The organism is Corynebacterium aurimucosum (assembly GCF_030408555.1).
GTDB lineage: Bacteria > Actinomycetota > Actinomycetes > Mycobacteriales > Mycobacteriaceae > Corynebacterium > Corynebacterium aurimucosum.
Genome location: NZ_CP047048.1, coordinates 138,056 through 164,224, shown reverse-complemented (window position 1 = coordinate 164,224; position 26,169 = coordinate 138,056). Strand labels below are relative to the sequence as shown.

Annotated in this window: 21 protein-coding genes and 2 tRNA genes; 7 read left to right on the top strand and 16 right to left on the bottom strand. The window is 58.6% G+C overall.

The features are described from left to right. Window positions 1-56 precede the first annotated feature (56 nt). The gene (locus tag CAURIM_RS00835) at window positions 57-2,960 is read right to left on the bottom strand and encodes a VWA domain-containing protein (RefSeq protein ID WP_201828798.1); all 2,904 of its coding nucleotides are present in this window, start codon (window positions 2,958-2,960) and stop codon (window positions 57-59) included. Beyond that, window positions 2,960-3,631 carry a PMP-22/EMP/MP20 family protein gene (locus CAURIM_RS00830; protein WP_236659345.1) on the bottom strand — a complete coding sequence of 224 codons (672 nt, stop codon included), beginning with the start codon at window positions 3,629-3,631 and terminating at the stop codon, window positions 2,960-2,962. Before CAURIM_RS00830 ends, CAURIM_RS00835 begins: the two co-directional genes overlap by 1 nt. 441 nt (window positions 3,632-4,072) lie before the next feature. Here CAURIM_RS00830 and CAURIM_RS00825 point away from each other — a divergent pair, with 441 nt between their 5' ends. The 4 genes from CAURIM_RS00825 to CAURIM_RS00810 all read left to right on the top strand — a co-directional run bounded on the left by CAURIM_RS00825 (window position 4,073) and on the right by CAURIM_RS00810 (window position 6,155). After that, entirely contained in the window at window positions 4,073-4,807 is a 735-nt protein-coding gene (locus tag CAURIM_RS00825) for a queuosine precursor transporter (protein ID WP_201828799.1), read from the top strand. A gap of 118 nt (window positions 4,808-4,925) precedes the next feature. After that, entirely contained in the window at window positions 4,926-5,135 is a 210-nt protein-coding gene (relB, locus tag CAURIM_RS00820) for a type II toxin-antitoxin system RelB family antitoxin (RefSeq protein WP_201828800.1), read from the top strand. A 2-nt stretch (window positions 5,136-5,137) separates the two neighbouring features. Further along, on the top strand, window positions 5,138-5,422 hold the full coding sequence (locus CAURIM_RS00815; RefSeq protein WP_201828801.1) for a type II toxin-antitoxin system RelE family toxin: 285 nt from the start codon (window positions 5,138-5,140) through the stop codon (window positions 5,420-5,422). After that, window positions 5,415-6,155, top strand: coding sequence for a sortase family protein (locus tag CAURIM_RS00810; protein WP_201828802.1), 741 nt, complete (start codon window positions 5,415-5,417; stop codon window positions 6,153-6,155). The genes CAURIM_RS00815 and CAURIM_RS00810 overlap by 8 nt, the downstream gene beginning before the upstream one ends. On the opposite strand, the gene tgt is transcribed toward CAURIM_RS00810, so the two are convergent. Together tgt and CAURIM_RS00800 are read right to left on the bottom strand one after the other, a co-directional pair. Continuing rightward, on the bottom strand, window positions 6,143-7,426 hold the full coding sequence (tgt, locus tag CAURIM_RS00805; RefSeq protein WP_201828803.1) for a tRNA guanosine(34) transglycosylase Tgt: 1,284 nt from the start codon (window positions 7,424-7,426) through the stop codon (window positions 6,143-6,145). The genes CAURIM_RS00810 and tgt overlap by 13 nt on opposite strands. 6 nt (window positions 7,427-7,432) lie before the next feature. Further along, complete coding sequence (locus tag CAURIM_RS00800) at window positions 7,433-9,865, bottom strand: MMPL family transporter (RefSeq protein ID WP_201828804.1); 2,433 nt, start codon at window positions 9,863-9,865, stop codon at window positions 7,433-7,435. 180 nt (window positions 9,866-10,045) lie between these two features. On the opposite strand from CAURIM_RS00800, the gene CAURIM_RS00795 reads away from it, so the two are divergent. Then, window positions 10,046-10,213 carry a hypothetical protein gene (locus tag CAURIM_RS00795; protein ID WP_201828805.1) on the top strand — a complete coding sequence of 56 codons (168 nt, stop codon included), beginning with the start codon at window positions 10,046-10,048 and terminating at the stop codon, window positions 10,211-10,213. Between the two features lie 48 nt (window positions 10,214-10,261). On the opposite strand, the gene CAURIM_RS00790 is transcribed toward CAURIM_RS00795, so the two are convergent. Next, a tRNA-Ser gene (locus CAURIM_RS00790) sits at window positions 10,262-10,352 on the bottom strand. A gap of 92 nt (window positions 10,353-10,444) precedes the next feature. Next, window positions 10,445-10,642, bottom strand: coding sequence for a CsbD family protein (locus CAURIM_RS00785; RefSeq protein WP_201828806.1), 198 nt, complete (start codon window positions 10,640-10,642; stop codon window positions 10,445-10,447). Between the two features lie 237 nt (window positions 10,643-10,879). On the opposite strand from CAURIM_RS00785, the gene CAURIM_RS00780 reads away from it, so the two are divergent. Next, entirely contained in the window at window positions 10,880-12,193 is a 1,314-nt protein-coding gene (locus CAURIM_RS00780) for an ISL3 family transposase (RefSeq protein ID WP_201828605.1), read from the top strand. Window positions 12,194-12,208: 15 nt separating this feature from the next. On the opposite strand, the gene CAURIM_RS00775 is transcribed toward CAURIM_RS00780, so the two are convergent. Both CAURIM_RS00775 and CAURIM_RS00770 read right to left on the bottom strand, forming a co-directional pair. After that, window positions 12,209-12,697: a nucleoside deaminase gene (locus CAURIM_RS00775; RefSeq protein ID WP_236659346.1), complete on the bottom strand. Its 489-nt coding sequence runs from the start codon at window positions 12,695-12,697 to the stop codon at window positions 12,209-12,211. Beyond that, window positions 12,687-13,190 carry a tRNA adenosine deaminase-associated protein gene (locus tag CAURIM_RS00770; RefSeq protein ID WP_201828807.1) on the bottom strand — a complete coding sequence of 168 codons (504 nt, stop codon included), beginning with the start codon at window positions 13,188-13,190 and terminating at the stop codon, window positions 12,687-12,689. The genes CAURIM_RS00775 and CAURIM_RS00770 overlap by 11 nt, the downstream gene beginning before the upstream one ends. A gap of 39 nt (window positions 13,191-13,229) precedes the next feature. Between CAURIM_RS00770 and CAURIM_RS00765 the strand changes: the two genes are divergently transcribed. After that, window positions 13,230-14,258 carry a prephenate dehydrogenase gene (locus CAURIM_RS00765; protein ID WP_201828808.1) on the top strand — a complete coding sequence of 343 codons (1,029 nt, stop codon included), beginning with the start codon at window positions 13,230-13,232 and terminating at the stop codon, window positions 14,256-14,258. Window positions 14,259-14,695: 437 nt separating this feature from the next. Here CAURIM_RS00765 and CAURIM_RS00760 read toward each other — a convergent pair whose 3' ends face one another. From CAURIM_RS00760 to CAURIM_RS00725, 8 genes are all read right to left on the bottom strand, one after another. Next, window positions 14,696-14,884: a hypothetical protein gene (locus CAURIM_RS00760; protein ID WP_201828809.1), complete on the bottom strand. Its 189-nt coding sequence runs from the start codon at window positions 14,882-14,884 to the stop codon at window positions 14,696-14,698. A gap of 11 nt (window positions 14,885-14,895) precedes the next feature. After that, window positions 14,896-16,044, bottom strand: a complete 1,149-nt coding sequence (locus CAURIM_RS00755) for a trypsin-like serine protease (RefSeq protein WP_201828810.1) — start codon at window positions 16,042-16,044, stop codon at window positions 14,896-14,898. Further along, a complete protein-coding gene (locus CAURIM_RS00750; RefSeq protein ID WP_201828811.1) occupies window positions 16,044-16,949 on the bottom strand; it encodes a DUF418 domain-containing protein in 906 nt (301 codons plus the stop codon). The genes CAURIM_RS00755 and CAURIM_RS00750 overlap by 1 nt, the downstream gene beginning before the upstream one ends. Before the next feature lie 210 nt (window positions 16,950-17,159). After that, entirely contained in the window at window positions 17,160-18,518 is a 1,359-nt protein-coding gene (locus CAURIM_RS00745) for a heparan-alpha-glucosaminide N-acetyltransferase domain-containing protein (protein WP_201828812.1), read from the bottom strand. Between the two features lie 58 nt (window positions 18,519-18,576). Continuing rightward, window positions 18,577-22,560 carry a Pls/PosA family non-ribosomal peptide synthetase gene (locus CAURIM_RS00740; RefSeq protein ID WP_201828813.1) on the bottom strand — a complete coding sequence of 1,328 codons (3,984 nt, stop codon included), beginning with the start codon at window positions 22,558-22,560 and terminating at the stop codon, window positions 18,577-18,579. Window positions 22,561-23,088: 528 nt separating this feature from the next. Then, window positions 23,089-23,161, bottom strand: a tRNA-Arg gene (locus CAURIM_RS00735). Between the two features lie 166 nt (window positions 23,162-23,327). Next, window positions 23,328-24,395, bottom strand: a complete 1,068-nt coding sequence (locus tag CAURIM_RS00730) for a GTP-binding protein (RefSeq protein WP_201828814.1) — start codon at window positions 24,393-24,395, stop codon at window positions 23,328-23,330. Between the two features lie 42 nt (window positions 24,396-24,437). Beyond that, window positions 24,438-26,012 carry an SLC13 family permease gene (locus tag CAURIM_RS00725; RefSeq protein WP_010188388.1) on the bottom strand — a complete coding sequence of 525 codons (1,575 nt, stop codon included), beginning with the start codon at window positions 26,010-26,012 and terminating at the stop codon, window positions 24,438-24,440. Window positions 26,013-26,169: the final 157 nt, after the last annotated feature.

The following is a 26,169-nucleotide window of genomic DNA, read 5'->3' as shown; positions in this document are numbered from 1 at the left end:
CGAAGGGGAGGTTCGCTTCTGTGCTGTTTATGGCTGTTGTGTGCTATTCAACCGGCTTAGCCCTGGGAGCCGAATCCCGGGGCTGGGGGCCAGCCGCCGTTATTACCAGGGTTACCAGGATTGTCTGGGCGCTGCTGGCCAGGTTGGCCAAAGCTCGGGCCGCCGCCGAAACCGGATCCACCACCAAAGTTTGGTGCTCCACCGAAGCCGGGGCGCCCCGGCTCAGCAGCGCGACCTGGCTGGCTCTGCGGTGATGGGCCCGAAGGCTGGGACGGGCCGAAACCACCGGGTTGCGGTGCCTGTTGCTGCCCACCAGGGCGGGGAGCCCCAGGTTGCTGAGCACCCTGCTGCGGGGCGAGTTGCGGCGGCGGACCGCTCGGCGGCTGGAAGCCAGGCTGGTTCTGTTGGACCGGCTGCCCCGGATGGCCGGACTGCGGCGGTGTCTGTGCCTTGTCGGGCTTCTCGGCAGGGAATTCGACCTGGTCAAAGAGCTGCAGAGCCTGGCGGCTGATGTCCTTCGACATCTCGTCATACGCGCTGGCCTGGGCCAGCGTATCGATGGTCATGACAATCTCGCCGGAATCGCGGTCCTTCTTGTTGCCAATGAAGAACCACGTGTTCTGCACCGCAAGTGGCAACACTGCCCGGTAACCGGACTTCTTACCCTTGCCGGAAATAGTGCCATCGCGCTGGACCTCCACGTGGGCCGCAGTGAAGGGGCTCAACCCCATCTTTACCTTGGCATCGTTGCTGCCCAAGCGCGCAGAACGCGCAGAGGTTTCCACCGGAACGGCACCCTGGAACTCATCCTTAGACACCGCAAACGGGCGGCCAGTATCGGTACGCACGAGGTTCGCACCATCACGGCGTACCGGGATGGTCTTCGCAAACATGCGGGGCTTTTCCGGAATGCGGCCGCTAAACCACTTCATGAAGTACAGAATGGCCAGCGGAATCAGCAGTGCTAGCAGTACCGCCAGGACAAAGGAGAGGCCGAAAGCAGACTTGCTCAATGGTGCAGTCATGGAACCCTGCAGCGTCAGCGGCAGCTCCATTTGCTGGTTATCCTCAGCAGATTGCAGGTTAATGACCGGCTCCATACGCAGCGGGCCATCCGCCATCTCTTCCACGCTGAGGGTTACCGGGATGGTCGCCTTCTCATCCTTGGCAAGCTCGAGCGCGGAATCTTCCGAGTTGTGCTGAGAGCTTACTGCAACGGAAGGAACTCCTGCGGGAAGCATTCCGCCCTCAGAATCAATGGTCTGGTCCGCTACCCACACCTTGCCGGGGCCGGTCACGGGGACGTCGACAGTAATCTCTTTCTCCGTCATGGTGATCGTCTGTGCTGAGCCCACCGTTGGCATATTGACCGGGGTAACGGTCAACGGCGTTTCTGCATTGATGGGATCCAGCTTCGAGCCCGGACGCTCACCGGTGTCCTTAGTGGTGATCTCCACGCGGGTGACGAGCTGACCAGATGCTGCATTTTCCACCTTCTCCAGCGGAATATCTACCTGCTGCCCATCAGTGATCGGCGCATTCTCCACGAGGGTGACCGGGGAGCCGTCCTCTGGTACGAACTCCGCATACAGGGTTCCCTCACCCTCTAGTGCACGCGGCTCGCCCTTGCCATCGACCAACTGTCCCTTCAGGATCTGGTCAGAGTTGATGCCGCCTTCTACCTTGGCCCCATCTTCGGTCTTGAGGTCTAGGTTGAGGCCCGGCACCATGACGACGGATGCGAGGTACTCGCCTTCCGTGCCCTCAGCCACCTTGTACCCAAAAGTCCACGCGCCTGCCCAGGCATCGCCGTCCTTTTCCATGGCGATATCAACCATGCCCGGCAGCTTGTTGTTCTCCGTTACGGAAACCTTCGCGCCGGCGACGCTGGCGGTATCCGGCTTGAGCTCCACGGTTTCGCCATCGGGACCAGTCAACGTTGGGATGAGCTCGCCTTCATCCACCGAATTCTTCGGCACCGCCGACAAGCGCACAGGGGACACGGAGTTATCGAGGACGAAATCAAACTGGTCTTTGAAGTTGCCGTCCTTGGTCACACCACCTGAGGTGGGGATGAGGTTACGGAAGGCTGCGAACAGCGCTGCTGGGTCCTCACCCGCGTCAAAGAATGCACCGTTCGGGGCACCCTGGCCGCAGTCTTCGCCCTCCGCCATGCGGGTGAGCTGGCGGACCTGATCCTGGGCTTCCGCAGCTGGCACGAGGCCCACGTTAAAGAGACGGATATTGGAGTTACGGAACGCGGTGACAGAGGAATTGACCTCACACAACTTATCCTGCGCGCCCTGAAGATCGTTGGCCTCGGCGTCGGTGTAGTACTTACCGTCGGTAAAGAACACGATGCCGCGGCAGCTACTGCCTTGGTGAGAAGCGAGTTCCTTCAACGCGCCTTTGTAGGCCGCGCCATAGTTGGTCTCTAGATCCGCAACGCGGTCCTCCTTGCGGAATTTATCCAGTTCACCCTGCAGGGCATCGCCGTTACCGGAGACGTTGGTCCATCCGCCGTACTCGGCCGGATCGCTGTAGTAGTCAGAGCCGAAGCCAGCGAGTTTCACGTTGATGTCTGCGCCATTGTCTTCACCGAGGTTGGCCAGCTGCTTTACGATGTCCGCCGTGGCATCGACGCGGAAAGCATCGGCATCCGTCGGCTGCGAGCCCTCATACCCCACCAAAGACGCTGATTGGTCAAGAACGAAAAGCAGGTCTGCAGATTTCTCGCTGGCAATACAGGAGCCGAAATCGGACAAGTTCTTTTGCGATACCTCAGAGAGCGAGGATTCGGAACCGATTCCCTCAGGGCGTTCCTCCGGCTGAGCTTCTGGGGCTTCAGGAGCTTCTGGAGGTGGCGGCGGAGCGTCCTGCGCTACCGCTCCCAGGCTGCCACCGAAGCCAGCGATTGTCATCGCCGCGGATAGGGCAAGAACTCGAGTGAACTTCTTCATTAGGCGCCAACCGCCTTTCCTACGTAGAAGGCGATTTCCACCGCAGCAACAATGACAAGAACAAAGCTTCCACCCATGATGATGCGGTAGAGCAAGGTTTGCGTGGTGTCCTCAACATAAAAGGTCTCGGCTTGGCGCTGCGTGTTCTTCAGCGTGTACAAGCCCAAGAGAATAAAGGACACGATTCCGGCCAGCAGCCATCCACCGATAGCCAGGACAAAGAACAAAGTCTGTGTCGGCGAAGCGATGAGCGGTGCGATCACCAACAGGATCAGCGCGATAACCGCAGAAACGCCAGCGGCGATGAGCAGCGGCCACGGCCCCTTCGTTGGGCTGGTCGGTGCTGTCACCTGGCGGCGATAATCCGGCGCCGGCGAGGATTCACCGAAACCATCAGACGAGCCCGGCGCGCCAAAGGAGCCGCCTGCACTCGAACCTGGGTTAGTCCCCGCGGCGCTTCCCGGGGCCGAACCGAAACCAGAGCCCTGGCCAAAATCAGCACCGGGGGAAGGCTTCTGCGCTGGGTTCTGCGCCGGATTCGGGGCACCAAAGCCACCAGGGCCCCCAGACCCACCGGGCGCGCCGAACCCGGAACCTGCACCTGGCTGATTAGCTCCTTGCGGCGGGCGCCCGCCAAACTGCGGCGACGATCCTGGGGAACCAAACGTCATATCGATGACCTTCCCTTAAACGAAGTTGGGCCACCGGCGAACCTGGTGCCTCCCCCATCTAGCGACGCAGAAGGTAGAAGATCCGCCGGACAGCTCTAAGGACTAGAAACCAAGGTAGCCGCACCCCCTGACACGACGTGTCTTTCACGGCCTTCGAAATTCGAACGCGCCCGAATCACTTCGAGCGCGCACCGTGCACACAATAGACAGGAAACGTTCAGGGAATACGAAAACGTTGCAAGCAAAAGAATGCCATACTAAAGGCGTTTTTTCTGCCCACTTCGTAGATCTTTATGGGCACAGTGCCGCAAGTGCACCCCCGAAACTGCCAGTTCCGCTGCCTTTTCTCAGGAAGCAGCCGGGTGAGGGAGCGCTCCCCATTGAAGGAGAATCAAACTCCCCATTTCTAGTTCCTCCAGTTTCGTGGAAAAATGCTGTTCCATGACAACTCAATCGGCAACCGCAACCACCACAAACGGTGGCGAGAGCATCCGATTCATCCCGGTACATTCCACTTTGTACCCGTGGCTGGTCTCGGTGTTCGTCGTTACCTTCCTCATCTCGAACATCAACGCCACCAAGGGCGTCCAGCTCGGCCCGCTCATCACCGACGGCGCCTTCTTCCTCTTCCCCATCGCCTACATCGTGGGCGATGTTCTCTCCGAGTGCTATGGCTTCAAGTCCACCCGCCGCGCCGTTTATATCGGTTTTGCTATGGCGCTTCTAGCCGCAATTTCCTTCTATATTGCAATCTGGCTGCCCGCGGCTGATTTCTACGAAGGCCAGGAAGCCTTCGCCGCCACGCTGGGCCTGGTTCCGCAGATCCTGCTAGCTTCCCTCGTCGGCTACGTCGTAGGCCAGCTGCTCAACTCCTTCACCTTGGTCAAGATGAAGGCCCGCAGCGGTGAAAAGGGCCTCATTGCCCGCCTTGTTACTTCCACTGTCGTCGGCGAATTCGGCGATACCCTGCTGTTCTGCGCCATCGCAGCGCCCGTCATCGGTATCGATTCCTTCAGTGGCTTCCTGAACTACGTCATCGTGGGCTTCCTCTGGAAGACCGCGTGCGAGGTCATCATGCTTCCGCTGACCACCCTGGTTATCTCCTGGGTCAAGCGCCGCGAGGACTACGTGCCTATCGACGAGGCCAACACCCCTAAGACAACGCCGTCTAAGTAGCAGCGCCGCATCCCAGACTTTCGCCCCCTTGGCACGCACTGTGCTGAGGGGGATTTTTCACTCTTCCCTTCACCCTCCCCATAGAATACAATGTATTCACAATGGTTAAGGAGGAGATATGGCTACTTTGACAATTCGCATGGATGATAGCGACGCTGAACTCGTTCGGAATCTAGCTACCTTTGAGGGCCGGACGATATCTGATTTTGCCCGAGCAGCGCTTTTAGAACGGGTCGAGGACTACTACGACCTTCAGGAACTGCGCGCAGCAATGGCAGAGGATTCTGGCGAGCGGTTTAGCCTTGATGAGGTCCTAGAGGATCTCTAAAGATGTCGGAGGGAATCACTTCATATCACGTCGAATTCACTTCGAAAGCCCGCAAGCAGCTGAAGAAGTTTGACCGATTCGATGCGCGAATCATCGTGACGTGGATCCAAAAGAACCTCGAGGGCTGCGAAGACCCTCGAGCTCTCGGAAAAGGATTGACTTCAAACCGTTCAGGTGAATGGCGCTATCGGGTCGGTTCTTACCGCATTCTGGCGTACATCCACGATCAGGTAGTTACGGTTGAGGTATTTGCTATCGGCCACCGGAAGGACATCTACGATGCATAAGCGTCTACGAACTTCCCTCCTCCCTATCCTCGGCCTGACCACAGCCTTCAACCTTGTGGTGTGCTCGGGTACAGAGGAAGCCACCACGTCGCCTGAAACGACGAGCCACGCGGCACCGGAAACTACGACGGTGAGCAGTGGGGCTTCGCCAAGCGCAGCGCCCAGCACCACCCCTACCCCGCCGCCGCTCAACCAAGGCCCGGCGCCAGCCCTGACCGGTACGTTTGAGATGGGTGGCCCGGCCACCATCACGGGCGCGACCTACGATTCAATGCCCTTCGTCCTGCCCCTCAACCCGGCCGGACCGCAGGAGACCATGGTGCGCTGGGTGCAAGACTGGGATGAGTCACCCGCCACGGCGGAACGGGGCACCACCTACGTCTTGGGCCATGCGTGGGGCCAGCAGAAACTGGTATTCAACCCCTTCTCCGAGGTGGTCACCGCCGACGTGGACCTGAGCAACCCCACCACTGTGGAGGGCCTCGACGGGGCGCAGGTGCAGCGCTTTGCGACGCCCATCCTCAACGGCTCCCACATCCGCATGACCTCCGAGGGCGGTGCTGGGCGCGAGTGGATTGTCGATAACGCTTTCCTGGTGGGCAAGGAACAGCTAGGAAGCGACGCGGACCTGATGAATACCGAGGTTCCCGGGCGCATCGTACTCATCGCCTGTGCGGTAGATGGCGCAACAGACTTGGAGTACAACGTCATCGTCACCGGTCACTTGGCGTAATAGCGCCCCATAAACTCATCGCGATAAGCCTCGTAATAACCGCCGTCGATGGACTCCCGGATGTTATCCACCAGGCGGATCATGAACTCTAGGTTGTGGATGGTGCATAGCGTTCCCGCCAGGAATTCCTTGGCTTTGAGCAGGTGATGGATGTAGGCACGGGAATAGTTCTCCGAGACATAACCGCCGAATTCCTCATCCACGCCAGCAAAGTCCCGTTTGAAACGTGCATTGGTGAGGTTGAGACGTCCGTCCAGGGTGTAGACGCCACCGCGGCGCGCCAGACGGGTCGGCGCCACACAGTCGAAAGTATCGGCACCAGCCTCAACGGCGGTAAAGATGTCATCCGGTTCAGAGATACCCAGCAGGTGCCGGGGCTTATCGACGGGCAGCTCATCGCACACCCAGCCCACAATCGTGCCGAGATTCTCCTTCTCCAATGCGCCACCGATGCCGAAGCCACCGAAGCCGCGCCGGCCATTCGCCTCGGCGCGATCGGAAAGCTCCACCAGCCCGCGAGCGGCCTGACGGCGCAGGTCCTCGTATTGCGCGCCCTGCACCACGCCCCACAGGGACTGGCGCGGCTTCTGCGGGCCGCGGGCAAGCGTCAAGCGGTCGTGCTCATCCAGGCAGCGCTGCGCCCAGCGCCGCGTGCGCTCCACGGATTCCTCCTGGTAGGTGCGGGTATCTACGAGCGTGGTGAGCTCATCGAAGGCGAACATGATGTCCGCGCCCAAGCCATGCTGGATCTGCATGGAGACCTCTGGGGTGAAGCGGTGGGAGGAGCCGTCGATGATGGACTTAAAATCCACTCCATCCTCATCCACCTGCGCCATACGTTCCTTCTTGGCCGCGCGGATATCGGAGTCCGTCAGGTCCGCCACGTCCATGGCCAAAACCTTCTTGAAGCCCACGCCGAGGGACATGACCTGGAATCCGCCCGAGTCGGTGTACGTCGGCCCATGCCAGTTCTCGAAGGCAGCCACGCCGCCGGCCTCGTCCACGATGCCGTGGCCCGGCTGCAGGTAAAGGTGGTAGGCATTGGACAGGATGGCCTGCGCGCCGGTCAGGCGAATCTGCTCCGGGGTCAGCGTCTTCACCGTGGCCTTGGTGGCCACCGGGATGAAGGCCGGAGTCTGGATGTCACCGTGCGGGGTATGGATAACGCCGGTGCGGCCGTGCTTTCCCGGTTGTGCTGGACCGCTTAGGTCCAGCTCCTTCTTCACGTCGAAGGAAAGGTCGGTCTCAAGCTGCGGCTTAGGGTGAGTCATAGGGAACTATTCTACGGGCTGCGCTGCTTTATCCTCTGCTTCACGGGATGCTGCCGCGTGTTTGCGCTCCCATTCTTCCTCGAGTGCAGTGCCCTCGATGTCCAGCTGCGGGATCAGCTTGTCCAGCCACTTCGGCATCCACCACGTGGTGTGCCCCATGAGGAACATGGTGGCGGGGACAAGCGACATGCGGACTAAGAAGGCGTCGAAAAGCACGCCCGCCGCCAGCGCGAAGCCGAAGATCTGGATGAAGGGCAGCGGCTGGCTGATAAAGGCCACGAAAACGGAAATCATGATGATGGCCGCGGCGGTGACCACGCGGGCACCGGCGGTAAAGCCAGCGATGGTGGCCTCATCATTGGCGTTGTACCGACTGTACTTCCCGCCGCTGCCCTGCGGGAAACGGGAGAAGTGCTCACGCATGCGGGTGACCAGGAAGACCTGGTAGTCCATGGCCAGGCCGAAGGTCACGCCGATGAGGAAGATGGGCATGAAGGAAATCAGCGGGCCGGGTGCTGGCACCAAGCCGGTGAGGCCGTCCTGCCACACCAAAACGGTCAGACCGAAGGCACCGCCGACGGAGAGCAGGAAGCCCAAGCCGGCCACCAGCGGGACCAAGATGGAGCGGAATACCGCCAGCAGCAGGAAGATGGCCAGGCCTACCACGATGGCAAGGTACGGCCCCATGGCTTCCTCGAGGCGCTCGGTGATGTCGAGCTGCACTGCGGTCAGGCCGGTCATGCCGATCTCGGCACCGGTGGCATCCTCCAGCTCCGCACCGGCGGTGCGCAGGGCGGAGGCGGTGCCAATCGTGGCCTCATCCGTTGGTGCTGTGGTGGGGCTGACCATGATTTGTGCTGCCTTCATATCCTGGCTCACGCCCACCAGCTGGGCGTGCTTGACCCCGCCCACCTGGTTGAGGCGCTGCACAGAATAGATGAAGGAGGAAAGTGCGGCCTTCTTCTGCTCATCTTCCTCGCCTTCTTGGCCCTGGATATAGGGCTGCAGTGCCGCGGATTCCGGGTTGGCATTGGCGCCATCCACGATCACCAGGAAGGGGCCGTTGATGCCAGGGCCGAAGCCCTCGGACAGGAGGTCCGCTGCCTTGCGCTGGGTGGTATCCGGGTTGGAGGTGGTATCCGCTGGCAGGGCCAGCTCCATGTGCAGAACCGGTGCGGTCAACGCTCCGAGGCCAAGCACCACCAAGGCCATGACGATGCCCGGGGCGCGCTGCACCGTGCGCACCCAACGGTTACCCATCGTTGGCTTCGCGCGGCGCGGGCGGCGCTTCGTGGGGTTGCCGGCAACGCCGGGGATGCGTCCGGCGAAGGCCTTATCACCGAGCAAGCCCAACATCGCGGGCACCAAGGTCAGCGCCACAAGCACAGCCATGAAAACCGTTCCTGCAGCGGCCAAGCCCATGGCAGTGAGGAAGCTAATGCGCGCCACGAGTAGCGCAAAGAGCGCGATGAAGACCGTCGCGCCGGCAAAGACCACCGAGGACCCCGCCGTGCCAACAGCCATGCCGGCGGCATCCGGCCCGTCCATGCGGGAGCGCTCCTGCCGGTAGCGCGACATGATGAACAGCGCATAGTCGATGCCCACGGCCAGACCGATCATGACGGCCAGCACCGGAGTGAGGTTGTTGAGCTCCATCCAGTGGGTCGCAATCATGACACCCATCGCTCCCAGGCCCACGCCCACGACCGCGGAGATAAGCGGCATGCCCGCGGAGGCCAAGGAACCGAAGGTAATAATGAGGACGATAAACGCCACGGCCAGGCCGATGACCTCAGAAATCGAGTTGACCTGGATTTCATCACCGAAGCCCGCGCCGCCGGCCTCTACTTCCAGACCCGCCGCGCGGCCGATATCCATGGCTTCATGGACCACGTCTTTATCCGCTGGGTCTACCGAATAGGGGCTTTCCGCATCGAAGTCGAAGGTGGTGTAGGCGATGGTCTCATCGGCATTGACCATGGCCAGGTTATCGGCATCCGCCCGCGCGGTCTCCTCCGGCAAGCCCATGGAGGTGAACTGCTCGATGACCTGCTGCTGCAACGCCGGCGATACCTCGAGCGGGTTGCCCCAACGCTGCTGGCTACCCTCTGGGATATCAAGGCCTTCAGCAATGTGGTGCACCACATCCTCGACAGCTTCTTTGTTCTGCGGATCGCTGAGCTTCTGCCCTTCCGGGGCCTTGAAGACGAGATTGACCGACGGCGCATTGGCCGGGTTACCGTTCTCCGGGAACAGCTCCACCGCGCGGCGGGTGGCGTCAATTGCTGGCGTGCCGCTGATGGAGTACTCCGTGGTCATCGGCTTCATCAAGCTCAAGGTCGCTCCGCCCGCGGCCGCCACGATGAAGATCCAGGCGATGATGACCTTCCATCGATTGATGTAAGACCAGCGGCCTAGGTGGTAAAGCAGCTTTGCCACGGAAATTCCCCTTCACATGCGCGATTATTGCTCGCGGAAGCTTTGGCGGTGGACACGAATGTGCACCAGTTTAACCAGTCGGGCTGTGAAGCCCTAACGGTCTCGTAAGAGTTCAACCAACCCTCCAGAGCGTGGCCTGCGTTACAATGCAGAAGTACTGAAATACCCTAGGAGACCCCCATGTCTACTTTCGTCATCGTCGCCATCGCGGCCATCCTTCTCATTGCTATCCCAGCAGGCATGATGAGCCGACGAATTCACAAACGCACGGAAGACCACGACCCCGAGGCACGCCAAGCCGCGCTGGATTTCCAAAGAGATGTTGATAGAGGGCGGACCGGCTTCTAAAACATAAAAAGTCCGGCACTCCAGAGCTAAGAACTGGAGTGCCGGATGTGGCGGTGGCGGCGGGATTTGAACCCGCGGTTGGGGGTTACCCAACAATCGCTTTCGAGGCGATCACCTTCGGCCGCTCGGACACGCCACCGCGTTCCAGATTACGTCGAGTAACCCCGAGCGACAAAATCGCTGCCCACGCCAGGCGGCGGAGACAGCGATTCAGCTATTTAAGGCAAGGGATTAGTCCTTGAGACCACCGATGACCTCGTTGGCCTTATCCTTGACGCCCTCAACGGCATCGGAAGCCTTCTGCTTAGCCTCGGAGGTGACCTGGTCGGCCTTGCCCTCGTTCTCCAGCTTCTCGTTGTCGCTTACGTTGCCAGCAGCTTCCTTAGCCTTGCCGACGAACTCGTCCTTCTTGTTCTCAAAATCACCCATGATTTTCTCCTTACTCTCTACTTCTCTCACGTGGACCACCCAGCCTACACGCGAATCGGAAGACGGCTCCGGGGCCACTAACCAATTCAAGGGTTAAGCGGCTCTTCCGGTTTCGGGGTGCGTAGCGGGGTGAGGTAGAAAACGACGGGTTCAGCGGGTCACCACAACATGTAGGGGTCCCTGGTGTGAAGATGAAAGTTCCTACACAACCATCTAAACCCACCAGGGACCCGTACTGTGAAGCCTACTGGAAACCTCGTCGCCGACACTATCTGCCGTACCGCGGAAATCGGACTTGCCATCACCGGTGCCGCTGATACCGGAGCGTTGACCATCATTGAGGCCACGCCAGTAGCCGTTATCGGCGTGTGCCCGGACTGCGGACAGCCAGGAAAGCTGCGCGACCACACCACCCGTCGACTCGTTGATCTTCCTGTCGTTGGATTCCCCACTAGGCTGCACGTAACAGTCCCCAGATTCTTATGCACAGCCGTCTCATGTAAGAGAAAGATCTTCCAAGAATCTTTAACCTGCGCGGATGACGGCGCCAAACTCACTTATCGGGTCACCCGCTGGATCTTGCAGCGCCTTGCTATTGACCGGATGAGTGTGTCAGCTACCGCCAAAGCACTCGGTGTGGGCTGGGACCTGGTCAACCAGGTCGCACTGGATGCCTGTCGCCAGCTTGTCTACGGCGACCCCTGCCACCTAGACGGGGTTCGCGTCCTCGGAGTCGATGAACATGTATGGAAACACACCAGAAAACCAGGTCAGGCATCAAACCTGGTGACCATACTTGTTGACCTCACCCCGCTGGTGGACGGGCGTGGGCCTGCTCGTTTGTTAGACATGCGACCGGGCAGATCCGCCCACGTGCTCAGCGGGTGGCTTAAAGAGCGCGACCCCAGCTTCCGGGAGCAGATACAGGTGGTGACCATGGATGGGTTCACCGGTTATGCCACCGCAGTTGAAGAGCAACTACCACAGGCGAATAAAGTCATGGACCCTTTCCATGTGGTGCATCTGGCAGCCGACAAGCTCACCAGTTGCCGACAAAGACTCCAACGTGAGACAACCGGGCGCCGCGGACGCAAAGATGACCCGCTGTACAAGCACCGGCGCACCCTGTTGACCAGGACGAACTATCTCACCGAGCGGCAAAAGCAACGCTTAGAAATGCTGTGGGCCACCGATGACGACTACGTGGCCCTAGAAGTAACGTGGCTGCTCTACCAAGACGTGATCGCAGCGTACGCGCATCCGAAGAAATCGGAAGGCAGAAAGCTCATGGAACGCATCATCCACACCCTGCGTAAAGGACTACCAAAAGGCTTAGAAGAGCTCGCCCAACTGGGACGCACCCTGTGGCGTCGACGCAAAGATGTGCTCGCCTACTTTGATATCGGCGCATCCAACGGTCCCGTTGAGGCAATCAACGGCAGACTCGAACACCTACGCGGCATCGCCCTGGGATTCAAAAACCTCAACCACTACATCTTGCGATGCCTCATCCACTCCGGACAACTACAGGACAAAATCAACGCACTCTAAAACCGGAAGGGCCGGTTAAGCGCCGCTGCCTCGAAGACCCCCGAAGAAGCCCGTGAGCAGCTCCGCGCATTCCTCCTCCAGCACACCGCCGCGCACCTCGGGAACGTGGAGAGCGCCGGGGGCGCGGAGGACGTCGACAAGCGAACCGCACGCCCCCGTCTTCGGCTCAAAAGCACCAAAGACCACTGAGGACACCCGGGACGCCTGAATCGCGCCAGCGCACATCGCGCAAGGCTCCAAGGTGACAACCAGCTCGCAGCCTTCCAGCCGCCAACCATCGCCATGCACACGCACCGCCTGGCGGATGGCTTCCACCTCTGCGTGCGCTGTTGGGTCATTCAGCTGCTCGCGGCGGTTAACACCGGTGGCGAATTCGTTGCCGGAGGCGTCGTAAAGCACGGCACCCACAGGGATATCCCCCGCCGGCGTTGCGCGAGCAACCTCCAGGGCGCGGCGTATGCGGGCCTCCGCGCGCACCAGCCCCTCCGCAGGTTTAAGAATCATCCGAGTCGAGGCCGTCGATGAAATCCTCCAGCTCATCGCCAAAGCCCAGCTCGCCGGCGATGCGCAGGAGCATGTCGGAAGGCCAGTCCTCATCGTTATCGATGATGTAGCCCAGCTGGTCCTCATCGAGTCCGAGGTCAGCGAAGATATCAAAGTCGCCGTCGCCGTAGGGGTCGGCGTCCTCCCACTCGTCCTCGTCCAAATCCGGGATATCGATATCACGCAGGTCGAGGAAATCCGCGGCGAAGTCGTCTTCGGCGGCATAGGTGGCGTCGGAAAGCAGCATGCGTACATCCCCCGGAACCGGGCGCACGACGACGAAATAGTCATCCTCCACGCACAGCAGCGCGAATGCCGCGCCCTCCGAACGGAGGTTGCGCACCGCCTTGATGGAGGTGTTGACGTCGGTGTAGTCATCCTTGAAAGGGCGAATCACCCAGCCGCCTTCGGCACTGGCGACGGTGATGGCAAAGGACAGATCGTCGTGGCTCATACCTCGTCAGATTAGTCGGGTTGTGCCACAATTGTCACCGTGAGTTCTCAAGATGTTCAACGCCCCGTCTGCATTATCGGCCTCGGTCTCATTGGAGGTTCCCTCCTGCGTGACCTAGCTGCTGCACGCCATTCCGTGTACGGCTACAACCACTCCACCTCTGGTGCCCGAACGGCCATTAAGCAGGGCTACGACGTCACCGATGATCTGCCGGCCATCCTGCACCGGGCCGAGGAAGACAACGCGCTTATCGTCGTCGCGGTGCCCATGGATGCGGTTGCTTCGGTCCTCGACGCCATCCAGGCACACGCCCCGAGCTGCGGTTTGACGGACGTGGTCTCGGTCAAGACCGAGGTGCGCCAGCTCATCGTGGAGCGCAACATGCAGGCGCGCTACGTGGGCGGCCACCCCATGGCCGGCACATCTAAGTCCGGCTGGGAGAACTCCCACACCGGGTTGTTCAACGGCGCTGCCTGGGTTATCACCTATGACTATGCCGCCGAGTGCGAGGCGCGCGGCGAGCGCATCCCCGCCGCATGGGAGAACATTTTTGCTGACGTGGTCCGCATGACCCAGATGGTCCACGCGGAGGCGGTTCCGGTGCGCGTGGCTAACCACGATGCCGCGGTTGCCCGCATTTCGCACCTGCCTCACGTGCTGGCGGAGACCCTCGCGGTGGTCGGCGATAATGGCGGCATCCTGGCACAGTCCCTGGCGGCTGGCTCCTTCAAGGACGGAACCCGCGTGGCAGGCACTCGCCCGGACCTGGTTCGACAGATGTGCGAGACCAATGCACCCGCACTGGTCCAAGCCCTCGACGAGGCCCTCGAGTTGCTGCAGGATGCCCGCGAATCGCTGGCCTCGGAGCAGCCTTCTATCGCCGCGCTTGCCGACGCTGGCTTCCGCGCCCGCACCCGCATCGAAGCCCGCTCCGGTGCTCGGAAGGAATCGGTCTCCCCGGTGAAGATCTCTTCTCGCCCGGTCTTGCGCTTGCACCCGGGTGCGCCGAACTGGGTGGCGCAGCTGCGCCAGACCGAGTCTTTGGGCGGGCGCATCGAGATTTTCTAGCCGGCTAGTGGGCTTCCAGGCCTGACCTTCTGCCCCAGCAGGCGGTTTCCCAACGGGTTCCCCTCACCTGGTTCCAGTCAAAAGGTTTCTTTGCCCCCAAACGAACCTTCTAACTGGTTAAAGATGGTTTACTTGCCCCCAATGGAACCTTTTGACTAATGACTTCTGAGTGGAACCTTTTGCGTGCTGCTGGGCATGGGGCAGTTTCCAAAAGGCATCTTGCAGATGGCATCTGTCAGAAGGCGTTTTCTCGCCTGAAAACGCCTTCTGGGGCGTGCAGATGGCGTTTTCAGCCCCAAAGATGCCTTCTAGTGGATGCCTTTTGTGAGATGCCATTTGGCGACGGTTTGTGGGGTGCCATCTGGCGGCCGACCGTTGAGGAGCGTGCGCGGCGGCGTCGGGCGGCGTAGAGCGGTGGCATGGGCCGGCGTGGCCGCTTAGTCGCGGAAGGTGTCGTCGCGGCGCTTGCGAGCTTGGGACTCATCGCGCGTGATGCCGAGGAGCGGGTAGCCCATGAGGCCCGCTGCCAGGCCCACCGGCAACAACCACAGCATGCCGGAGGCCAGCCACAGCACCAGGCCGAAGATGGCTCCGGCGATCAGGCAGGGAATGAGTTTCTCCTTCATGGAGAAACAGCCTAGTTGGTGCGCTTCTCAGCGCCAGACTTGCGGTTAAGCACACGCGAGAAGATGGCGATCGCGATAAGTCCTACTACCGCCGCAATGCCCGCTGGCCACGCGACAAAGGCACTGACCTGCATTGTGGTCGGCGGCGCCGGGGAGTTGTCGGCGTTAAGAACGCCGTCGGTATCGCGGCCACTGGTAACGTCCTCGATCCAGTCGCGGACCTCAACCACCGACGTGATAGCAGCAGTCGGGGAAGGCAGGTCCGGATCTGCATTCGACGTGCCCGCGGTGGCCACGCCCACCAGGTGGCCATTGACGAAGAATGGTCCGCCGGAGTCGCCGCCCTGCATGCCTTCACCATTGAGGGACTTCACGTCCATGATGGCAGCGGCAATCATCGGCCCCACTCCCCCAAGCTCACCAGCTGGGATGCTTTCCGCACCGCCTGGGCCCGAGGTGATGTCTGGCATCTCGCCGCCCTTCATCACCTGGGGAGCGTCGGGCGAGCCAGGGGCGGGAGCGACCATTCCGCCAGGGCCGTTCGGGGCGGAAACGGCCATGCCGCCAGGAGCCATAGCACCGGAATCACCCGGCGCAGTCGCTTCTCCTCCTGGCGCTACCGGCGTCATTTTCTCGCCCGACTCGTCAGGGCTCGCCGGCGGGGTGCCGCCAGACAGTAGTTCGCCGACTTCCATCTCGGCCATCGGCAGCTGACCCTTGCGGGCCATTCGGGAGCTGCTACTCCAGCCATAGAAGTGGCCTTTGTCGCCGGCGGTGGGAACCGCATCCGCGAGCTTGGCGGGCTTGATGCCCTCGACAGGTTCGGTCAGGTGCATAAGGCCGGCGTCGATAGTCGGTGAAACCGCCCAGGAGTCCACGTCATACACGCGGGTGTCTTTGCCCTGGCCAAAGCGCGCTTGCGAGCCCTCGTTATTGACGGATTCGAGACAGTGGCGGGCGGTCAGCACCCACTGCTCGGCCACCAGCGTGCCGGTGCAATCGCCGAAGTTTCCGATCTTGCCCATGCGCAGCGCAGCCACGGCGGCGCTTTCCTCCGATTGCGGAGCAGGCTGCGCAAACTCCAAGGCCATGGCCGGCGCAGCGCCTAGCCCCACGATTAGAGAGCTGGCCACAACAGCAGTTATTTTTCGTGCCTTCATTACGCGGCTACCTCCTTGATTACCCAGGCCACGGCCCTTTCAGCCGGGCCTTTTCCGAAGAACTTCTTCCACAGCGCGCTCAACAAAAGGAATGCGAGCACAAAGCCCACTGCTGCCATGGTGTTGTGCAGCGAAACATGCGCCTGCCAATAGCGTGCGGTGAGAATGTGCAGGATATAGATGGTCAAGGACATCGAGCCCAATGCCGCAAAGGGGAAGGTCAAGCGCGGCAGCTGACGGCCAATGATCAGGCACAGGTGCAGCACCACCGCGGTGACCGCCACGGAGAGAAGGATTTCACCAAGCACACCCGTATGCCCGGTAAAACGTAGCCAGCCAGGGATATCCGGGTTGAAGCGCTGCCACAGACCGATGCCAGTAACGACGACGGCCACCGTGGTCGTGATGGCTTGGGTGCGGGTGGGGCGGGTGAGGTAGACGTCGTAAAGCAGCATGCCCGCCACCATGTACGCCAGGAACGCCACGAGGGGGTAGACCTGCGGGAGGGTGTACGGCGCGTATAGCACCGTGGCCCCCGCGGTAGCCAGCGCGAAAAGCAGGACCTTCCAGCCGGTGGCCAGCGGCGGCACCCAGGCGGTGAGAGCCATGGCCGCGCCCATGACCACGAGCACCACCTGAATCTCACCGCCCACGGGCAGTAGAACCACGCCGATGAGCATGACGAGCAGGCCGCGGGTAACCAGCTTGAGGAAGACCCGCAGCGAGTAGTCACGGGCAAGAATCATCATCGTGGTACCTGCAATGATGGCGAACCCCGCCGCCGGCAGCCCGGAGAGCACCACTTTGGTGCTCCACACCAGGTTGGCCATGTGCAGAATAATCATCCCGATGATGGCCAAGGAACGTGCAATATCAAGGCCCACTATTCGGGCGCGCGCTGACACCTATTCATCTCCTTGCAGTCGAAAACGTCGAAAGACCGACCAGTGGCTCTGGCCGGTCTTCCTATTTGTGTGCGTTTTCAGCTCTGCATTTCACTCAGCGCTGCGTGATATGCGTCTCAACGGCTAAGGGCGATAGTCCTTTCATCACGCCGTGTTAAGCCACGCTCATCTACGATGTGACAGCCACCGTACCAGTGCTAGAAATGCCCCCTATTTATCTTGCAATGGAACGTTAACGGGTTCCGGCGAAGGGGGAACCACCATTTTCCCAATTCGGCGACAAATCATTGCCATCAGTGATTCAAGGGGGCCTTTCCCTACCGTGAAATACCATGCCGAAGAAAGAAGCATCATGGATACAATTTGGGCGAAAAACCATATGACGGCATGTTCATGAATGGACTCCAGGAAAGGAACGAACAACAGCAAGTGGGAGACATACAAAGTCATCGACATTGAGCCAGCGGTAATAAGAGGGAAAAGTAATCCCGATAGCGTTCGCGAAATCACAAGCAGGACCCCAATTACGAACAAGGCGACGCCTGCAGAAAGCATGATCGAGGGAGTTGTTTCTGTATGCGGACCACTAATCGCCAGCCACCATGCGGTGTCAGTGGGAAGGTGCCCATCGGGGCCGAATTTAAATATCTCTAGAATATCGTGTGCACCGTAACCATCGGTTTGCCCATATAGTTTCGCAAAACCGCCGCCGTAATCAAGTGCAAAAGTAGTGAATATGGCGCTAGAAGCAGCAATAAGTCCACCGCATACAGTGAGACGGATCTGAGTCGTTAGCCATTTTAAGTTCATACGGCACACGGCCATGCCTAAGCACAAGTACGCCATCCAGGTAATCGCAGGATATGTCCCGCCTATTAGCAAGGTGATAACAACGTCGAGCGGAGTTTCAAATACGTCGTAGAAACTCGGATTAAGCGTGGTTAGATAAACCACCCTCGAATTAGTAGCGAAAATTACTAATGGACCAATAAAAGCAAACAGTAGGGAAAGCGACAAAAGGTGCCATATCCGCAGTCGAGTTAAAGGTACTGCGAGAAGAAACATCAAGCCATAGTAGGGCAGAATATTATAGACATCTACGTCAAACTGGTCCAGTGCTAGGCCAATTCCCAGAATAAGCAGAGCGCGGGTTATTAATGAAACACAGCTGCGACGCCACTTTATGCCTACATGCGGGTTATTGGCACCTGTCATTAAAGCTACGGATATTCCTGCCAACACTGCGAAAAGTGCAGCAGAATTGCCAGCGCACATCTTCCAAATTGCGGTTGGTTCTCCTGTGTATTCATTAGAGGAGGGAAGAATATGTACGGCAATCATTCCGATAATCGCGACACCACGAGCAGCGTCAAGCCCGACGATTCGATTCGGGCTAAAACGTGGGCCGAAAGCGCGGTCAGTACTCCATGTAGGGGGACCCGGATCGCTTAATTCGGAAATGCTGGCTGGCAGCTTCTCTTTCTCTCCATCCCAGATGGGACGGACATCCGTGGGGCCAGGCGTGGGGCGATTCTGTGTGGTTTCTGGGGGCGTGTTTTGTCCGGTCACAATGAACCTTTCTCTGCACGAAATGGAATTAGTCTGTTGAGGGGAACTACTTAAAGTTTCAGTTTGGCTTCGAGATCAATTGCTCGACCGGTTCATCCAAGGCAGAAATGGGGTTGCCTTGCCAGATCGTGTCCCGCGGAACTTCATCTTGGCGCAGCACCAAAGAACCTGGATGTACAGTGACACGCTCACCAAGTGCGGAGCCGGGAAGCATGAAACTATTAGCACCTAGCGTTGCGCCGCATTTGATGTGCACTTTTTCAAGTGCCATCACACGGTCATGAAACAGATGGGTCTGCAGGACGGTGCCTCGATTTACGGTGGCCCTATCTTCGATGGTGATGAGATCAAATTCGGGCAACCACCACGTTTCACACCACACATGCTTGCCAATACGCGTCCCCATGAGGCGCGCCCACCAATTGAACAAAGGCGAACCGAGCGACATACGGACAAGTGAAGGAACTGCAAGCATTTCAGTAAAGTTGTCAACAAGTTCACCGCGCCATACGAACGTGGAGAATAAGGTGTGATTTCCAGCTCGGAATTTTCCTACAAGAGCCCACTTTACAAGGATTGGCAGCAAGCTTGCAATAACGCCGGCAGCCAGAACAATCGGCGTGGATAGCAGCACAACAGCACGCATTCCGGCAGCATCCATACCCCAATGCATATACACAATGGTCCCGACCCACACGATAAACAGATCTAAGTAAGCGGCGATAATCGCTGGGACGAATCGAAACAGCTCCACGAAAGCACGGGCAAACTTAAGATAATGCGGGGGATTAAAAGTTTGTTCCTTATCCGCGCTCACCTGTGAACGTGGAATCTGTCGAACGGATCGACCTAGCCAAGAGGAGCCACGCGCTGGACGTTCTGGGGTGGAGGATAAAACAGCAATGAGCGAATCTGTCGGGAGATCGTGGTCAGCACCGACAATTCCAGAGTTTCCGACAAAGGAACCATCACCGATTACTGTCGTCCCAACATGCACCCAGCCTCCTCGGTAGCGCGCAGATGTACATAGGGAGTGATCGGCAAGGAAGCAATGATTCCCTATAGACGTTAGATGCGGGATGGTTTCTACCGTGGAAATTTCGGTGTTTTCACCCACACGGGCCCCAAGCATCCGCATGAATGCTGGAGTAATCCACCCTGCATAGAGAAAGTAGGTAGAGGTCAAAGTCTTTTGCAACAAACTGTGCGTGAGCCAAAGAGCCCAGCCAGTAGAAGATTGCTGGAGGAAATACCCCGGCTTAATGAACACAGAGCAAAGACGTACCGAAAAAATCACAAGCGTGACCCATGACAATACTGTCAACAAGGTAAATACTGGCACCCATAGTGCCAACAGTGGAAATACCTCTTCGTAACGCTCGTGTTTCACAACCTGCGGCAGAATCACCAGCAAGCCCGGAAGAATAGCCAGTACTGGGAGCAGCGACATCCATCCTAGGCTCAAGAAGTACAGGATCCGCATCCCAAAGGTACTTACCTTTGCCACTGTGCCTTCAACAGCCGCCCTTTCCGGATGAATCCCCGGCCAGGTTAATCCAGCCTCACCGTGGTGGGATAGCGGCGACCCACCATATAGCTGTCCACTCGGGACATCAATGCTTACCGCAGATCCAGGCAAGACTTCTGCATAATCTCCAACGTGAACGCCCGGGTGAACGAAAGTGCGCAATCCTAGGCGCGCACCGTTGCCAACAGCGATTTTACCAATATGAACTTCATCGCCATCAATCCAATAACCGTTTATATCTACTTCCTGTTCAAGGGCGGCGTAGTCACCGATCTCGGCAAGACCCGTTACAGGCGGAAAAGTAGCCAACTGTGCACCCCGTCCCACGGTGCACCCAAATAGGCGGAACAGCAAGGGTGCTAAAGGAGTACCCAAAATTGGTTCTAGCTTAAGAAATGTGAGGAACCGCTCTGCTGCCCATACGCGCAAATGAGTCCAGCCTCCTCGGCTATAAACTCCGGGTTTTATCCCAGCGGTGGCTAGCCTAGCGACGATGGTAATTTGCGCTATTTTTCCAGGAACCGAAAAGAGCAAGAACCACCCGACGGCGAGCGGCCAAAAAGAAATTCCCGGCACCCAAGCAGCATTAAAGAAGAACTTCAACGCCCAAACAACTAGCAAGGATCCCACAATATAGCGTGCCGCGTTTAGCACGTAGATTAGACAAACGACCGCCGTTTGGAAAAGTCCCGACCACCATGGCATCTTGCCTGGCATACGCCGTTCACCGGAGGATTGCTTGAGTCCTGAAACGTATTCCGCCATGCCAGAAAGGGTGGGGTTTTCGTACAACGCACCAATATCTAAGGTGGGATAGTCACTGCGCAGTTCTACTGCGAGCTTCGCAATAGCCACAGAGGAACCACCCAGATCGAAGAAATTCGATCCCTCGTCCATTGGAATCTTGCCTAGCTGATCCGACCACTTTTCAGCTAGCCACTGCAGATTGGCAGGCAACTCAGAGCCAAAGTCGTCGGAATCCGGTAAAGGCCATGGAAGGGCCTTACGATCCACTTTGCCGGAGGTTTTGGTTGGCAGGGAATCGACAAAGCATAATGTCGGGGCAATGCCACCCGGCAGCACAGTCGCAAGATGACGTCTAGTGTCAGCCATCGAAATCTCCCCATCAGGGACAATGTAGCCAACAATGACATCAGAACCGGCTGGAGTCTTTTGCTTAGCTGCTGCAGCGGCTAGAACACCGGGAGCGCCAGCAAGCGCACGATCAATTTCTCCCAGCTCCATACGACGGCCGCCGAACTTGATTTGATCGTCATTGCGGCCGGCAAAAATGAGTCCTTCTGTCTCTGCTACAACAAGGTCTCCAGTGCGATAGGCACGTTGCCACTCTAGCGCCTGAATCGGTGCGTAAGTTTTTGCATCCTTTTCTTTATCCAGATAACGCCCGAGGCCTACACCGGTGACCACAAGTTCTCCAGTTTCTCCCCAACGGACTGGTTCTTCTGTCTCTGGGTCAATCACGGCTAATTGCCAACCTGGAGTGGGGCGCCCAATACGAACAGGCGTGTCACTGTCCATCGGAACCATCCGGTGCCCGGAGCAAATAACAGTAGCTTCGGTGGGGCCGTAGGTATTCCAGAGCTCCCTACCTGGAGTTGCTAGTCGATTAATCAGCTCTTGCGGCAGAGCCTCACCGCCAAAGATGAGAAGACGAACTTTCTCAAGTGATTTGGTAGACCAGAAGGAAGCCAGTGTTGGCACCGTAGATATAGCTGTGATGTCATGATCGGTGATCCACTTTCCCAAAGCATCAGCAGAACGCACGATATCGCGTGGTGCGGCTACCAATGCAGCTCCATACCGCCATGCCAACCACATTTCTTCACAGGAAGCATCGAACGCCACGGAAAGACCAGCCATAACCCGATCTCCGGGGCCGAGCGGTTCATCGGTGAGGTACATACGCGACTCTGCGTCTACTAATGCCGCAGCAGAACGGTGTGTGATTGCTACGCCCTTGGGCTTTCCAGTGGAACCAGACGTAAAAATAATCCAGGCATCATCGCCCAACGTCGGCGCCTTTTGTTCCACTCCTTCTTGAGATTCTTTCTGCAATTCCAGCGAGAGCTCAGCCCCGTAGACAGCAGTAACGTCCGCTTCTTCCCACACAGTATCGGCACGCGAGTCAGGATCGTCCCAATCCACGGGCACGTAGGCGGCGCCCGCACACAGAGTGGACAGAATAGCAATGTATAGATCTAGCGTCCCTGACGGCACCCTGATGCCCACGCGATCGCCAGGCCCAACACCAATACTGTTGAGACGCTGCACCTGCGCCTCTACCCGTTGGGCAAGCTCGCGGTACGTAAGCTGCTCAGATGCCTCGAGCGCAATTTCATTGGGATAAGCATCAACCGTAGCTTCAAAAATATCTACCAATGTCCGAGGCTCTGGCACGTCCTCAGTCCCAAAAATGGCGTACTCAGAGTGATCCACAGGCGACATGCACGGGGAGCTTTCGTAAGTCAAAATTCTGCCTTTCTTAACAGGCATCAGCTTTCCTAGGAAAAGTTACGCCAAACCACCTTAAACTATTATTTGCATTTCATCTACATATATATTTTCTCATTTTTGAACGAGCGTGAAGGAATTACCTCCCCGGTGCCCGCTCGAGAAACCCTTGAGCAGACTCCCCCTGCTAAAGGAAAGAGCCGTCCATCCCCCTCAGGCAAAATGGCCGCCTGATACGCAGACAGCAGATGACTGTTGCAGTGCCCATGCGCGATTACTGCCGAAGCTAGAGCCGCTCTCCCCTCCTCGAAATCTAGAGGCTTCTCTTCTTATAGCTACAAGGTTAAGCGCCCTAGGCTTAACTGGGCCCAGGCGGGTAGCCTGGCAGCATCCGCTTGGCAATTCGCGCGCAGCGCCCCATGAGTTCCGCGCCATTAGCGTGCAATATCTCCCCCGAAACATGCACGTGGGCGGGATACATATGTCGGTTGTGAATATCGCCCTGTGCAGGGGATTCGCAAGAAGCAAAAAAGTCAGACCCTCGCAAAGTGGGTCTGACCTGCAATTTTGTGCGCCCGGAGGGATTCGAACCCCCAACCTTCTGATCCGTAGTCAGATGCTCTATCCGTTGAGCTACGGGCGCAGTCCGTTGGTTTGCAGTGCTTGACGCCGGAGCGTGTGCGCTCTGCTGTGCAACGAGGAATAACTATACCCACACTCCAGAGAACTAACAAATCCCGATGTCAATGCATGTTTTCGCCCCAGGGAATGGGCATAGCAATTCACCCCGTGTTCACCTTAATGACGAGCTAAACAAGGGCGGCGACTTCGGCGTCGGAAAGCACGGCGTCGCTGAAAGCCTGCAGGGTGGACTCGTGATCGAAGTCGATTCCAATGAGCACCAACTCCGTGCCGGGAGTAACCCCGTTGGCCGCCCACAATGACGCCGGCATAATTTGCAGGTTGGGCCCTGCTTGCTGCCAGGCATGAGCCACGCGCAGGTCGGTGTCAATCCAGCAATAACCTTTCGAACGCACCAGGCCGGTGCTGCCCCTCAACGCAGCCAGCAAGCGCTCACGATTAAAAGGCCGATCAGAGCGGAAGACCACGGAGGAAATGCCGTATTCCTCAGTTTCCGGAGTGTGCGGGTTAGCCAGCTCTTCGACATAACCGTGGTAGGCCGCGGCGGTTGCAGTGTCATAAAGATGGGCGTCAAGGACCAGCGCAGGGTCGATAACCCCGTTGGTTACGGGCACGACGCGAGCGCGGGGGTTCATGGCGCGCACGGTGGCGATGACGCGTTCGGTTTCGGCGGCCTCCACCAGGTCGGTCTTCGTCACGAGAATGAGATCGGCGAATTCGACCTGGTCCACAAGCAGGTCGGCGATGGTGCGGTCGTCATCAGGCGTGGCCTCGATATTCTCAGAGACCAAGCTGCGGCCACGGCGTAATTGAGAAAGGAACGTGGAGGCATCCACGAGGGAGACCATGGTGTCGATGGGGGCAACGTCGGCAAGCGTGGCGCCGTCTTCAAACTTCCACTCAAAGGTGGCGGCGACGGGCATGGGCTCGGAAATACCGGTGGATTCGATGACGATCTGATCGAAACGGCCGGAACGGGCCAGCTTGCCGACGGACTCGATGAGGTCCTCGCGCAAGGTACAGCAAATGCAGCCGTTGGAGAGCTCAACGAAGCGGTCTTCGCCGCTTTCAAGATGGACCTCGCCAGCGACGAGGGCGGCATCGATATTGACCTCGGAAAAGTCATTAACGATGACCGCCAGCTTGCGCCCCTCGCGGTTGGCCAACAGGTGGTTGAGAAGGGTGGTCTTTCCGCTGCCTAAAAATCCGGACAGCACGGTAACGGGTGTAGCCATCCCGTAATGATAACGTTTTTCATCAAGGGACGGCTACGTCAGCTAGACCGCGAGGCCGAAAATAGGCACCGCCAGCAGGTAAACGGTCAGGGTAATGAGGAAGATGCCGATGATATTGAGACCCAGACCGCCCTTAATCATTTCACCAATCTTGACGTAGCCAGAGCCGTACGCAATGGCGTTCGGCGGGGTAGCCACCGGCAACATGAATGCACACGTTGCCGCGAGCGCCACCGGGATGGTGAGGAGGAGGACGTTGACGTCACCGTCAGCGGTCAGACCAACGCCCACCGCGACACCGCCCATGATCGGAATGAAGGTCGCGGCAGTTGCGGTGTTAGAAGTGATTTCCGTAAGGAAGAGCACCAGCGCAGCCACGGCAGCCACGATGAGCACGACCGGCAGGACGCTAAGCCCCTTAGCCATCTCACCAATCCATAGGGACAGGCCAGACTGATTGAACATTGCCGAAAGCGATAGGCCACCACCAAACAAGAGGAGCACGTCCCACGGCATCTCGTTCGCCGTCTCCCAGTCCAGGAGGCGGATACGGCGCTCGTTGTCCGCCGGCAAGATGAAAAGCAGAATACCGGCTGCAATACCTACGATGGCGTCATCGTAGTTGTCGAATTCCTTAAGCACGAGCGGCAGGGTCACCCAGGAAGCGGCGGCGAGCAGGAAGATAATACCCGTCATGATTTGGGGGCGGGTCCACGGGCCGAGGGCCTCAATTTCCTCATCAATAAGCTCGCGCCCACCCGGAATCTCCTTCATCTCCGGCTGAAAGATGGTGATGAGCAGGAACCACGCGATGAGCAGGAAAATGGCGGCCAGCGGCACACCTACAGCCATCCAGCGACCAAAGCCCAGGGTCACACCCCAGGTATCCGCCATATACGCATTGAGGAAGGCATTCGGCGGGGTGCCGATGAGCGTGCCCAGCGAGCCAATGGACGCCGAGTACGCGATACCAAGCATGAGAGCAGTGGCGAACTTCTTCTGCTTATCCCAACCACCAACGGTCTCCGCAGTCAGCGCCAGCACTGACGTACCAATCGGCAGCATAACCACGGCGGTTGCAGTGTTAGAGACCCACATGGACAAGAATCCAGTAGCCACCATAAAGCCCAAAATGAGACGCTTGGGCGAGGTACCAATCAGCTTCACCACGTAAAGTGCAAGGCGGCGGTGAAGGTTCCAGCGCTGAAGCGCAAGGGCAATAAGGAAGCCCCCCATGAACAGGAAGATAGTGGCGGAGGCATACGGTGCACCGACTTCCTTGATGGCACCCACACCAGCTAGCGGGAAGATAACCAACGGCAACAGTGCCGTAGCGGCCAACGGAATGGCCTCCGTCATCCACCACACGCCCATCAGAATGGTCACGGCGGCTACAGCACGCAATGCACCCTGGGTGTATTCGGCGTCATCCTTGGCGCCGGGGGATTCCAATACCGTGTCGACAGCGTTGCTGGGGAAGATGAACCACACGAGTATGGCCAATGCGAGACCGACAATGAGGCCAATGGCCATGCGGCGCCAGTCTTTGCGGTCGACACCGCGATCGTCCTCGCCCTCCGTGTGCGCGGTTGAGACGTGAGTTTGCGGGGTAGTCATCTGCCCCCTCCTTTTCCTGGTTAACCAGCCCCCATTCAGCCGAGAGAGTTATCGGGATCACCGAATGGGCCTACACGTTCAGGCTATCGAGACCACAGACAACCAACAAACACTTTCGTCTCATTACCCCCACTAAAGAACCAAATTCACCCCTGTT